Origin of the sequence: Paraburkholderia tuberum STM678 (assembly GCF_902833905.1) — a bacterium.
GTDB classification, from domain to species: domain Bacteria; phylum Pseudomonadota; class Gammaproteobacteria; order Burkholderiales; family Burkholderiaceae; genus Paraburkholderia; species Paraburkholderia tuberum.
Genome location: NZ_CADFGP010000027.1, coordinates 78,224 through 91,057 on the forward strand (window position 1 = coordinate 78,224; position 12,834 = coordinate 91,057).

10 protein-coding genes are annotated in these 12,834 nt (G+C 63.9%); 7 read left to right on the forward strand and 3 right to left on the reverse strand.

Annotated features, from left to right (window positions below; genetic code table 11):
* Positions 1 to 125: 125 nt before the first annotated feature.
* The gene (locus HWY30_RS23115; protein WP_035471771.1) at positions 126 to 869 is read right to left on the reverse strand and encodes an LOG family protein; all 744 of its coding nucleotides are present in this window, start codon (positions 867 to 869) and stop codon (positions 126 to 128) included.
* A 1-nt stretch (position 870) separates the two neighbouring features.
* Between HWY30_RS23115 and polA the strand changes: the two genes are divergently transcribed.
* The 3 genes from polA (at position 871) to HWY30_RS23130 (ending at position 6,088) form a co-directional block, all read left to right on the forward strand.
* Positions 871 to 3,612 (forward strand): DNA polymerase I, encoded by a 2,742-nt coding sequence (gene polA, locus HWY30_RS23120; protein WP_090808399.1) that lies wholly within the window; start codon positions 871 to 873, stop codon positions 3,610 to 3,612.
* Between the two features lie 157 nt (positions 3,613 to 3,769).
* Positions 3,770 to 5,125: an NAD(P)/FAD-dependent oxidoreductase gene (locus tag HWY30_RS23125; RefSeq protein WP_090808401.1), complete on the forward strand. Its 1,356-nt coding sequence runs from the start codon at positions 3,770 to 3,772 to the stop codon at positions 5,123 to 5,125.
* Between the two features lie 90 nt (positions 5,126 to 5,215).
* Positions 5,216 to 6,088 carry a dienelactone hydrolase family protein gene (locus HWY30_RS23130; RefSeq protein WP_090808403.1) on the forward strand — a complete coding sequence of 291 codons (873 nt, stop codon included), beginning with the start codon at positions 5,216 to 5,218 and terminating at the stop codon, positions 6,086 to 6,088.
* A 50-nt stretch (positions 6,089 to 6,138) separates the two neighbouring features.
* Here the strand turns inward: HWY30_RS23130 and HWY30_RS23135 are convergent, their stop codons facing one another.
* Both HWY30_RS23135 and HWY30_RS23140 read right to left on the reverse strand, forming a co-directional pair.
* Positions 6,139 to 7,008: a sulfurtransferase gene (locus tag HWY30_RS23135; protein WP_090808405.1), complete on the reverse strand. Its 870-nt coding sequence runs from the start codon at positions 7,006 to 7,008 to the stop codon at positions 6,139 to 6,141.
* 149 nt (positions 7,009 to 7,157) lie between these two features.
* Positions 7,158 to 8,264 carry an aromatic ring-hydroxylating oxygenase subunit alpha gene (locus HWY30_RS23140; protein ID WP_013092999.1) on the reverse strand — a complete coding sequence of 369 codons (1,107 nt, stop codon included), beginning with the start codon at positions 8,262 to 8,264 and terminating at the stop codon, positions 7,158 to 7,160.
* Between the two features lie 320 nt (positions 8,265 to 8,584).
* Between HWY30_RS23140 and HWY30_RS23145 the strand changes: the two genes are divergently transcribed.
* The 4 genes from HWY30_RS23145 to folE2 all read left to right on the forward strand — a co-directional run bounded on the left by HWY30_RS23145 (position 8,585) and on the right by folE2 (position 12,818).
* Positions 8,585 to 8,893, forward strand: a complete 309-nt coding sequence (locus HWY30_RS23145; protein ID WP_090808406.1) for an exodeoxyribonuclease VII small subunit — start codon at positions 8,585 to 8,587, stop codon at positions 8,891 to 8,893.
* Positions 8,890 to 9,771, forward strand: coding sequence for a polyprenyl synthetase family protein (locus tag HWY30_RS23150; RefSeq protein WP_090808408.1), 882 nt, complete (start codon positions 8,890 to 8,892; stop codon positions 9,769 to 9,771). Before HWY30_RS23145 ends, HWY30_RS23150 begins: the two co-directional genes overlap by 4 nt.
* Before the next feature lie 87 nt (positions 9,772 to 9,858).
* Positions 9,859 to 11,766 (forward strand): 1-deoxy-D-xylulose-5-phosphate synthase, encoded by a 1,908-nt coding sequence (gene dxs, locus HWY30_RS23155; protein ID WP_090810358.1) that lies wholly within the window; start codon positions 9,859 to 9,861, stop codon positions 11,764 to 11,766.
* 245 nt (positions 11,767 to 12,011) lie between these two features.
* Complete coding sequence (gene folE2 / locus HWY30_RS23160) at positions 12,012 to 12,818, forward strand: GTP cyclohydrolase FolE2 (protein ID WP_090808410.1); 807 nt, start codon at positions 12,012 to 12,014, stop codon at positions 12,816 to 12,818.
* Positions 12,819 to 12,834 lie beyond the last annotated feature (16 nt).

A 12,834-nucleotide genomic window follows, 5' to 3' on the forward strand; every position in this document is an offset into this window, starting at 1 on the left:
CGGTTGACAGTCAGCGCGCGCAAACTGGCCTGCTAAACGAAAGCGGGCAGCCCGAAGGCTGCCCGCCATGTGCGCGACGATAGGCATCGTGCTACGCGCAATGCGAGGCGCGCAGCCTCTTGCCATCACAGGTAGAACATCCGGTCTTCTTCCGACTTGACCGGATGAACTTCACCTTCCTCGCGGTCTTCGTAGAACTTGAGCACCGCTTCGAGCACCTGGTCCGGATTGTCGATCACCTGCATCAGATCGATGTCGGTCGGATTGATCAAACCCATCGGAATCAGAGCGCTCTTGAACCACGCGAGCAGACCTTCCCAGAACTCGGCGCCGACCAGAATGATCGGCACATGGCGCGACTTCTTGGTCTGGATCAGCGTGAGCACTTCGGCCAGTTCGTCGAGCGTGCCGAAGCCGCCGGGCATCACGATCACCGCGTCCGAGTTCTTCACGAACGTGACCTTGCGCGTGAAGAAATGGCGGAAGCGCAGCGAGATGTCCTGCCACTGGTTGCCCGACTGCTCGTGCGGCAACTCGATGTTCAGACCGACCGAAGGCGCCTTGCCCGCATGCGCGCCCTTGTTGGCCGCTTCCATGATGCCGGGGCCGCCGCCGGAGATCACCGCGAAGCCAGCATCCGACAATTTGCGCGCGATCTGCGTGGCGAGTTTGTAGTACGGCGAGTTCGGTTTCAGGCGCGCCGAACCGTAGATGCTGACCGCCGGGCGAATCTCCGACAGGTACTCGGTCGCCTCGATAAACTCTGCCATAATCGTGAACATCTGCCACGATGCGCGGGCTTTCTTGGCCGTTGCGCGCTCTTGATCTGCGAGCGATCGCAGACTCGGAATCACTTTTCTCTTAGTCATAATGCCTGAAGAACGAAGCCTTGAAGGTAAGACCCTGCTGTTGGTCGACGGTTCGAGTTATCTGTACCGGGCCTACCATGCGATGCCTGATCTGCGCGGTCCCGAGGGTGGCCCGACGGGTGCGCTCTACGGGATGATCAACATGCTGCGGCGCATGCGCAAGGAAGTCACAGCAGAGTATAGCGCGTGCGTGTTCGACGCCAAGGGCAAAACGTTTCGCGACGACTGGTATCCGGAATACAAGGCGAACCGTCCGTCGATGCCGGAAGATCTTGCCCGTCAGATCGAGCCGATTCACGTCGCGGTGCGTGCGCTCGGCTGGCCGCTGCTGATGATCGATCGCGTCGAAGCGGATGACGTGATCGGCACGCTGTGCACCGAAGCGGAAAAGCTCGGCATGAACGTGGTCGTGTCGACCGGCGACAAGGACCTCGCGCAGCTCGTGTCGAACCGCGTGACGCTCGTCAATACGATGACCAACGAAACGCTCGACCGCGAAGGCGTGGTCGCGAAGTTCGGTGTGCCGCCGGAGCGCATCATCGATTATCTGTCGCTGATCGGCGATACCGTCGACAACGTGCCGGGCGTCGAGAAGTGCGGTCCGAAAACCGCGGTCAAATGGCTGACGCAATATGAGTCGCTAGATGGCATCGTCGGGCATGCGAGCGAGATCAAGGGCGCGGTCGGCGAGAATCTGCGCCGCGCGCTGGACTTTTTGCCGATGGCGCGCAAGCTCGTCACAGTCGAGCGTCATTGCGATCTGACCGGGCACATCGTGTCGATCGAGGAGAGTTTGCCGAGCCTTCCCGAATCGCGCGAAGAGTTGCGCGAGGTGTTTACGCGCCACGGCTTCAAGACGTGGCTGCGCGAAGTCGAAATCGCCGATGCGGTCGAAGGTCCGGAAACCGACGTGCCCCCCGCGTTGTCCGTCGATCACGAGCGCCACTACGAGACCGTGCAAACATGGGAGCAGCTCGACGCGTGGCTCGACAGGATCAATGCGGCCGAGCTGACCTCGTTCGATACCGAGACCACGTCGCTCGATCCGATGATCGCGCAGATCGTCGGCTTGTCGCTGTCGGTCGAAGCGGGCCGCGCCGCGTATGTGCCGCTCGCGCATCGCGGCCCCGACGCGCCGGTGCAGCTGCCGCGCGACGAAGTGCTCGCGAAGCTCAAGCCGTGGCTCGAAAGCGCCGAGCACAAGAAGGTCGGCCAGCATCTGAAGTACGACGAACAGGTGCTCGCGAATTACGGCATCGAAATGCGCGGCGTCGAGCATGACACGCTGCTCGAGTCGTACGTGCTCGAATCGCATCGCACGCACGACATGGACAGCCTCGCGCTGCGTCATCTCGGCGTGAAGACGATCAAGTACGAAGAGGTCGCGGGCAAGGGCGCGCAGCAGATCGGGTTCGACGAAGTCGCGCTCGACAAAGCCGCCGAATATGCGGCCGAAGACGCAGACATCACGCTGCGTTTGCATCAGGCCTTGTATCCGCAGATCGCCGCGGAGAAGTCGCTCGACCATGTGTATCGCGAGATCGAAGTGCCGACTTCGCGCGTACTGCGCAAGATGGAGCGGACCGGCGTGCTGATCGACGCGGAGAAGCTGCGTCAGCAGAGCAGTGAGATCGCCACGCGTCTGATCGAACTCGAAGGCAAGGCGTACGAACTGGCCGGCGGCGAATTCAACCTCGGCTCGCCAAAGCAGATTGGTCAGATTTTCTTCGAGAAGCTCGAACTGCCGGTCATCAAGAAGACGCCGAGCGGTGCGCCTTCCACCGACGAAGAGGTGTTGCAGAAGCTCGCCGAAGACTATCCGCTGCCGAAGATTCTGCTCGAACATCGCGGCCTGTCGAAACTGAAGTCGACCTATACCGACAAGCTGCCGCGCATGGTCAATCCGCACACCGGCCGCGTGCATACGAACTACGCGCAGGCCGTCGCGGTGACGGGGCGGCTCGCGTCGAACGATCCGAACCTGCAGAACATTCCGGTGCGTACCGGCGAAGGTCGGCGCATCCGCGAGGCGTTCATCGCGCCGCTCGGGCACAAGCTCGTCTCCGCCGATTATTCGCAGATCGAATTGCGCATCATGGCCCACATCTCGGGCGACCAATCGTTGTTGCGCGCGTTTTCGCAGGGCGAGGACATTCACCGCGCCACCGCGTCGGAAATCTTCAGCGTGACGCCGCTCGAAGTGTCGAGCGATCAGCGGCGCGTCGCGAAGGTCATCAACTTTGGGCTCATCTACGGCATGAGCGCGTTCGGACTCGCATCGAACCTCGGCATCACGCGCGATGCGGCGAAGATTTATATCGACCGCTACTTCGCGCGCTATCCCGGCGTCGCGCGCTATATGGACGAGACGCGTTTGAGCGCGAAGGCGAAGGGCTACGTCGAAACGGTGTTCGGCCGTCGTCTGTGGCTGCCCGAGATCAACGGCGGCAACGGTCCGCGCCGCCAGGCCGCGGAGCGTGCCGCGATCAACGCGCCGATGCAGGGTACCGCGGCCGACCTGATCAAGCTTTCGATGATCGCCGTGCAGAACTGGATCGAAGGCTCGAAGATCGGCACGCGGATGATCATGCAGGTGCATGACGAACTGATCCTCGAAGTGCCCGACGCTGAGTTGTCCGAAGTCCGCAAGCGCCTGCCAGAACTGATGTGCGGCGTCGCCGCGCTGAAGGTGCCGCTCGTCGCCGAGGTCGGTGCGGGCCTGAACTGGGAGGAAGCGCATTGACATGCCCGTGACATGCGCACGATAACGTCGTGCGCATGTGACACATGGGTTTTGGCGACTTGTGACTTCTTAGGCGGGTCGAGGACAATCGGTTCAGGACGGCGCATTCATGCGCAGCGTCGCGACAGATAATTCATCGGCTACACGGAGAAGTGCAATGCATCGATTTATCGTCGTTGGCGGAGGTGCGGGAGGATTGGAACTGGCGACGCGTCTTGGCGATCGCTATGGGGCCGACAAGAAGGGGCGCAGCGCGCAGGCCCAGGTCACGCTGGTCGACCGCTATCCGACGCATATCTGGAAGCCGCTGCTGCACGAGGTGGCGGCGGGCAGCATGGACCCGTTCACGCAGGAGCTCCCGTACGCGGCGCAGGCGCGCTGGCATGGCTTCGCGTTCCAGCAAGGCGACCTGACCGCACTCGACCGCACGAATCGACGCATTACGCTCGGCACCGTGCTGGACGACGACGGCGCTGAACTGCTGCCCGAACGCGAGCTCGAGTACGACACGCTGATCATCGCGATCGGCAGTACCACGGCCTTCTTCGGCGTCAAGGGAGCGGCCGAATTCTCCATAGCACTGGATACGGTCAGCGAGGCAGAGCGTTTCCGCAAGCGCCTGATCGCCGCATGCGTGCGCGCCGAACATCAGGCGCACGAACCCGTCGAGTCGAGACCGGGACCCGGCACGTGGACGTCCAGCGAGCCGCGCATTCAGGTGGCGATCGTCGGCGGCGGCGCGACGGGGGTCGAGTTGTCGGCGGAGTTGCGCAATACCGCGCAGGTGTTGTCCGCGTATGGCTTGCACAAGCTCGATCCGCGGCATGACGTCGGCATCGTGCTGATCGAGGCGGGGCCGCGCATTCTGCCCGCGTTGCAGGAGCGCGTTTCCACGGCCACCGCCGAATTGCTGACCAGGCTCGGCGTGAAGCTGATGATCGGCGAGACGGTGGCCGAGGTCGCGCCGGGCTACATCCGCACCGCGAGCGGTCACACCGTGCGGGCCGATCTGACCGTGTGGGCGGCGGGCATCAAGGCGCCGGCTGTGCTCGGTCAGCTCGACGGCTTGCCGGTCAACCGGCTCGGCCAGCTGGTCGTGCGCCGTACGCTGCAAACCGGGATCGACGACAACATCTTCGCGCTCGGCGACTGCGCGGCCTGCGAGTGGCCGGGCAACGAGCGCAACGTGCCGCCGCGCGCGCAGGCCGCGCATCAGCAGTCGAGCTTTCTGATGAAAGGACTGGCGGCGCGCCTCGACAACAGGCCACTACCGGAATTCACTTATCGCGACTTCGGCTCGCTGGTCTCGCTCGGCCACTTCAGCGCGGTCGGCAATCTGATGGGCGGGGTGATTGGCGGCAATATGCTGATCGAAGGGCTGTTCGCGCGCTTCATGTACATGTCGCTGTACCGGCTGCATATCGCGGCGCTGCACGGCTATCCGCGCATGGTGCTCGACACCTTCGCGCACTGGTTGCACCGTACGACGCTGCCGCGCGTCAAGCTGCACTGACGCGCGCGGACGATCTCCTCAGTTGAATGTGCAACGGGATGCGCGCAAGGCGTATCCTGTTGCCTCTAACAGTACTTCGAGGAGCGTCCCGTGCTGAAGCCTGAAGTCGACTGTCTGATCCCGCACGTTCCTTTCGATCGGCGCACCTTCATCAAGGCGACGCTGGGCTCCGGCTTCGCGGCGGCGGTGCTGCCAGTCTCGGCGCAAACCATCCATACCGATAGCGACGGTCTCGAAGCAGGGGAAGTGGCGTTCCATTCGGGCGGTACGCTGATACCGGCTTATCGCGCGCAGCCGAAGGGCAAGACGCATCTGCCGGTGATCCTCGTCGTGCATGAAATCTTCGGCGTGCATGAGCATATCGCCGACGTCTGCCGGCGCTTCGCGAAGCAGGGCTATCTGGCGATCGCGCCGAACCTGTACGAGCGCGAGGGCGATCCGACTGTCTACACGAGCATGCAGCAACTCAACGAGCAACTGGTCAGCAAGGTGCCCGACGAGCAGGTATTGGCCGACCTCGACGCGGCCGCCGCGTGGGCCGGCGAGAATGGCGGTGACCTCAACCGGCTCGGCGTGAACGGCTTCTGCTGGGGCGGGCGCATCTCGTGGCTGTATGCCGAGCACAATCCGCGCGTGAAGGCAGGCGTCGCCTGGTATGGTCGCGTGACCGGCGCGAAGAACGCGATGACGCCGGCCAATCCGCTCGATCTCGTCGCCGACCTGCATGCGCCTGTGCTCGGCTTGTATGGACGCCAGGATCAAAGCATTCCGCAGGACACGCTCGAGCAGATGAAGCAGGCGATCGCGCAAGGGCCGCAAGCGGGACGCGGCTCGCAGTTCGTCGTATATGACGACGCAGGTCACGCGTTTTTCGCCGATTACCGTCCGAGCTACAAGAAAGCCGATGCCGAGGATGGCTGGCGTCGCGCGCTCGTGTGGTTCAAGCAGCACGGCGTGGCTTGAAGCGCTGCTCGAATTCCTCGCGTCTGGTTACGACTTGCGGCGGCTCGCGCTCAAGGTTTCGCCCCCGTCGCCACCGGCCGTTTCGGGTCGGAACTCCATTCGCTCCAGGAGCCCGCGTACAACGCTGAACCATGCAGGCCGGCAACCTCCATCGCAAGCGAATTGATGCAGGCGGTCACGCCCGAGCCGCATTGCAGCACCACGTGTTCGGGCGGCGTGTCGCCGAGCAGCGCGTGGAATTCCTCGCGCAGTGTGTGCGCCGGCTTGAAGCGGCCGTCGGGGGTCAGGTTGTCCTTGAAGAAGCGGTTCAGCGCGCCCGGGATATGGCCGCCGACGCGGTCGAGCGTCTCGTTTTCGCCGCGATAGCGATCGGCCGCGCGCGCATCGACGACGATTCGCTCCTTCGAACCGAGGTTGCGCTCGACCGCCTGGGTATCGATGGTCACGGCGAGCGGCGCGGCCGCCTTGAAGTCGCCGGTGTTCTGCGCGGGCACGTCCTGCGTCAGCGGTTGGCCAGCCGCTTCCCATGCCTGCAGCCCGCCGTCGAGCAGCGCGACCGCGTCGTGACCGAGCCAGCGCAACAGCCACCAGACGCGCGCCGCGTACATGCCGCCTTGTGCGTCATATGCGACGACCTGTTGACCTTGCTTCAGTCCCCGCGACTCCAGCGTTTCGACGAGCCGCGCGCGATCGGGCAGCGGATGCCGGCCGTTCGAGCCGTTCTTCGGCCCGGACAGATCGCGATCGAGATGCAGATAGTGCGCGCCCGGCAGATGGCCGGCCAGCCAGGCTTTCTCGCCCGCGTCGGTATCGGCGAGGTCGAACCGGCAGTCGATCACGAACACGCTGCCCGGCGCGGCCGTGAGCCGCTCGGCAAGATTGGTCGCGGAGATCAGGGTGGTGTAATGAGTGTGGGGCATGAGCGTCTCCTCGATACGGGCGATGGCGGCTGCGGGCCGCGTCGTTCACGCGGCTGGCGCATGGCCGGTCTATATCGGTAGTCTAAACAAAAAAAGACGGGTCGAAGCCCGTCTTTCCTTGAGTCGATCGATGCGCCACGCGGCGCGGATCAGATCGTGCCGAGTTCGCGCCGCAGAAACTCGTGGAAGTGCTGCATACCGTCTTCCATCGGGCTCTGATACGGTCCGACCTGTGATTCGCCGCGCTCCATCAACGCGAGGCGGCCGGCGTCCATGCGCTCGGCGATCTCGTCGTCTTCGCGGGCTGTCTCCATATAGGCGGCGCGCTCGGCTTCGACGAAGTCGCGCTCGAACAGCGCGATTTCCTCGGGGTAATAGAACTCCACCACGTTGGTGGTCTTCTGCGGACCGCGCGGAATCAGCCACGACACGACCAGCACGTGCGGATACCACTCGATCATGATGCCCGGGTAGTACACCATCCAGATCGCGCCGAACTCGGGCGGATTGCCGTCGCGAAAGCGCAGCACTTCGTCGTGCCACTTGCGATACGTCGGGCTGCCCGGTTGCTCGAGCGCCTTGTGCACACCGACCGTCTGCACGCTGTACCAGTCGCCGAACTCCCACGTCAGATCGTCGCAATTGACGAAGCTGCCGAGGCCCGGATGGAACGGTGCGACGTGATAGTCCTCCAGATAGACCTCGATGAAGGTCTTCCAGTTGTAGTTGCACTCATGGACTTCGACGTGATCGAACATGAAGCCCGAGAAATCGAAATGGCGCTTCGTGCCGAGGCGTGCGAGATCTTTCGCGACGTCCCGACCTTGGGCCTCGAACAGCAGACCCTGCCAGTTCTGCAGTGGCGTGGCGCCGAGATTCAGGCACGGGTTGTCGGCGAAATGGGGCGCGCCGAGCAGCTCGCCCTTCAGGTCGTACGTCCAGCGATGCAGCGGACAGACGATGTTCTGCGTCTGGCCGCGGCCGTTGAGCATGATGGCTTGCCGGTGGCGGCACACGTTCGACAGCAACTCGACTTGCGACTGCTGGTTACGGACGAGTACCCGCCCCTCGCGTTCGCTGGGCAAGGCAAAATAATCCCCCGCTTCGGGCACCATGAGATCGTGGCCGATGTAGCGAGGACCTTTCTTGAAAAGGGTGTCGATTTCGCGCGTAAGAAGCGCTTCGTCAAAGTAAGCCGTGACTGGCAGCTGGCTATGAACAGACCGCAACTGCAATGCATTGCTCAGATTGGACATTCCCACTCCCGATGAAGACGTGAAAGCAGTGAACAACCCAACCATCGAAGATTCGATTTAGGGAGCCCGCAATTATACCCGTTTCCCTGTGACAGGGGCACTTAAGTCCCTGATTTGGGTTAAAAATGTCAAGAAAGTTCGGCATTTTCGCCGCAGACCTCGAGCTTTTTTTCTGCGAGACTTCAGGGTCGAAGCGGGGCAACGGTGTGCATCGGACAGGCTCGAAGCGAGACAGCACGGTGGGGCGCAGGCCGGCGGGCGGATCGAAAATGTCGCTTTTGCCGTAGAATGTCCGACTTGTTTTAATTTTGCGACTATTCATGGCGAAGACCGCATCGAACGATTCCGCCGCCGCACCAGCCGAAAGCGGCGATAGCGCGCCGCTGCCGGAGAACTACGAGGCCGCGCAGACCGAACTGGAAGAGCTCGTCGCGCGCATGGAAGGCGGCAGTCTGAGCCTCGAGGAATCGCTGGCCGCTTACCGTCGCGGGGCGGCACTTGTCGCATTCTGTCAACAGCAGCTCGAAAAGGTCGAGCAGCAGGTGCGGGTCCTCGATGGCGAGACCCTCAAGCCGCTGCCCATGAATACCGCAGGAACAGCCGCGACTGAGAGCGGGGACGACCTATGACATTCGAACAATGGACGCGCTCGGTGCTCGAACGCGTCGAAACGGCTCTGGAACACTATCTGCCGGCCGAGACGACCGAACCCGCCAGGCTGCACGAGGCGATGCGCTATGCGGTGCTCGGCGGCGGCAAGCGGGTGCGGCCGCTCCTGTGCCACGCGGCCGGCGAGCTGACCGGCGCGCGTGCCGAATGCCTCGATGCGGCGGCGGCGGCGCTGGAAATGATTCACGTGTACTCGCTCGTGCACGACGACATGCCCTGCATGGACGACGACGAACTGCGCCGCGGCAAGCCGACGGTCCACGTCAAGTATGACGAAGCGACCGCGCTGCTGGTCGGCGACGCGCTGCAGTCGCAAGCATTCATCGTGCTCACGTCCGACGTACTCGGCCGGCCGCAGCAGGCCTCGCTCGTACGCGAACTCGCTCTCGCAAGCGGCTCGATCGGCATGTGCGGCGGCCAGGCCATCGATCTGGCGAGCGTCGGCCACACGCTGACCCGCCCGCAGCTCGAGACCATGCATCGCATGAAGACCGGCGCGCTGCTGCGCGCGGCCGTGCGCATGGGCGCATTGGCCGGCGAGACGCCGCACGCGCAGGGTCTGGCGTCGCTCGACGCCTACGCCGCCGCGGTCGGTCTTGCGTTTCAGGTCGTCGACGACATTCTCGACGTCACGACCGACTCCGCAACGCTCGGCAAGACCGCCGGCAAGGACGCGAAGGACGGCAAGCCGACCTACGTGTCGATTATTGGGCTCGACGCGTCGCGCGCGCTCGCGGCGCAACTGCGCAGCGACGCGCACGCCGCGCTCGCGCCGTTCGGCGCGCGCGCGCAGCGTCTTGCCGAACTGGCCGACCTGGTGGTGAACCGGGTCAGCTGAACGCGAAAGCCCGCCGCCGCGCACCCTCCATCCCCGGGGTGCATGTATGAAGTGCGGGCGCGTAAGTTTTCCTACAATGGAACGACGATGTACGACTTGCTGAAAACCATCGACGACCCGGCAGCCCTGCGCCGCCTCGATCGCCGCCAATTGCAACCGCTTGCCGACGAGTTGCGTGCCTTCGTGCTCGACAGCGTATCGCAGACGGGCGGCCATCTCTCGTCCAACCTCGGCACGGTCGAGTTGACCATCGCGCTGCACTACGTCTTCGATACGCCGCACGACCGGATCGTCTGGGACGTCGGCCATCAGACCTATCCGCACAAGATCCTGACCGGTCGTCGCGACCAGATGCACACGCTGCGTCAGTTGGGCGGCATCTCGGGCTTCCCGAAGCGCGACGAATCGGAATACGACACCTTCGGCACCGCGCACTCGAGCACGTCGATTTCGGCCGCGCTCGGCATGGCGATCGCGAGCAAGCTGCAAGGCGACAACCGCATGGGCATCGCCGTGATCGGCGACGGCGCGATGACGGCCGGCATGGCCTTCGAGGCAATGAACAACGCGGGCGTCGAAGACGACGTGCCGCTGCTCGTGATCCTCAACGACAACGACATGTCGATCTCGCCGCCGGTCGGCGCGCTGAATCGCCATCTCGCGCGTCTGATGTCTGGGCGCTTCTATGCGGCCGCGCGCGCGGGCGTCGAGCGCGTGCTGCGCGTCGCGCCGCCGGTGCTCGATCTCGCGCGCAAGCTCGAGGAGCACGCGAAGGGCATGATCGTGCCGGCGACGCTGTTCGAAGAGTTCGGCTTCAACTACATCGGACCGATCGACGGTCACGATCTCGATTCGCTGATTCCGACGCTGCAAAACATCAAGGAACTGCGCGGGCCGCAATTCCTGCACGTGGTCACGAAGAAAGGCCAGGGCTACAAGCTGGCCGAGGCTGATCCGGTGCTGTACCACGGCCCCGGCAAGTTCAATCCGGCCGAGGGTATCAAACCGGCCGCGACGCCGTCGAAAAAGACCTACACGCAGGTGTTCGGCGAGTGGCTGTGCGACGCGGCCGAGCTCGACTCGCGCGTGATCGGCATTACGCCGGCAATGCGTGAAGGCTCGGGCATGGTCGAGTTCGAAAAGCGCTTCCCGGATCGTTACTTCGACGTCGGCATCGCCGAGCAGCACGCGGTGACGTTCGCGGGCGGCCTTGCCGCGGACGGCATGAAGCCTGTCGTCGCGATCTATTCGACCTTTCTGCAACGCGCATATGACCAGCTGATTCACGACGTCGCGCTGCAAAATCTGCCGGTGGTGTTCGCAATCGATCGTGCGGGTCTCGTTGGTGCGGACGGCGCGACGCATGCGGGCGCGTACGACCTCGCGTTCATGCGTTGTATTCCGAACATGACCGTGATGGCGCCGTCTGACGAAAACGAGTGCCGCCAGATGCTGTACACCGCGTTGCAGCAGTCGCATCCGACCGCTGTGCGCTACCCGCGCGGCGCGGGTACCGGGGTCGCAACGGTCAAGCAGATGGCCGCGTTGCCGCTCGGCAAGGGCGAAGTGCGTCGCGAGACGTCGGCGCCGGCCGGCAAACGCATCGCGATTCTCGCGTTCGGCACGATGGTCGCGCCGTCGCTCGCGGCTGCTGAGCAACTCGACGCCACCGTCGCGAACATGCGCTTCGTGAAGCCGCTCGACACCGAACTCGTGCGCAAGCTGGCCGAGACGCACGACGCGATCGTCACCGTCGAGGAAGGCTCCATCATGGGTGGCGCGGGTTCGGCGTGCGTCGAAGCCCTGCTCGCGAGTGGGGTTATGCGCCCCGTACTACAATTGGGCCTCCCCGATCGGTTCATCGATCACGGGGACCCGGCCAAGCTGCTCGCCGCGTGCGGTCTCGACGCCGCGGGTATCGCCCGGTCGATCCGCGAACGCTTCCTTGCGAGCGGCGCGGTCGGCGGTCAGTCGTCTGTGAAGCGCGTCGCGTAAAGCGCTGTCGGCTCTCGTGCCGTCGTAGGTGCGACTCATGCCGCCGTCATGCGACGGCGGCTTCGGCAATCTCCAGTTTGAACCGACGGGTGTTGCGGCCCGTCACCCAACGCCGGCGCGAGCCGGCGTTCGCCGTTGCACGCGCTGATCCGCATGGCCGCTGGGCGCCTCGCACTCGCTGCGCGATAGTCGCCGATGCAGCGAAACCTTGGCGCAGCCCGGCGCTTTCCAGAAAGGACAAAAGAATGAATCAGATGAATCCCGCTTTCGTGATGCCCGACGTGCAAAGCACCCCCGACATGCGCCAGATTCCGATCCAGCGGGTCGGCGTGAGGGGCGTGCGTCATCCGTTGACGATTCGCACGCAAGGTGGCGAAGTGCAGCCGTCGGTCGGCACGTGGAATCTCGACGTGCATCTGCCGGCCGAGCAGAAGGGCACCCACATGTCGCGCTTCGTCGCGTTGCTCGAAGAGAACAAGGCGCCGCTCGAACCGGCCACGTTCCGCACGATGCTCGCGGCTATGCTCGAAAAACTCGAGGCGGAGGCGGGCCGCATCGAAGTGTCGTTCCCGTACTTCGTGAACAAGACCGCGCCGGTGTCGGGCGTGCAGAGCTTGCTCGATTATGAAGTCACGCTGACCGGCGAGACCCGCCATGGCGCGACGCGGGTGTTCCTGAAGGTGCTGGTGCCGGTCACGAGCCTGTGCCCGTGCTCGAAGAAGATCTCGCAGTACGGCGCGCACAATCAGCGTTCGCACGTGACGATCGATGCCGAGCTGAACGGCGACGTCGCTGTCGAAGAGTTGATCCGTATCGCCGAGGAAGAAGCGTCGTGTGAACTGTGGGGCCTGCTCAAGCGCCCGGACGAGAAGTTCGTCACCGAGCGCGCGTATGAAAATCCGAAGTTCGTCGAAGATCTCGTGCGCGACGTTGCCCAGCGTCTGAATGCCGACGAGCGCATCGTCGCGTATGTGCTCGAAGCGGAGAACTTCGAGTCGATTCACAATCACAGCGCGTATGCGGTGATCGAGCGGGACAAGCGCCTCGCCTGATACGTTCCTGATCGCT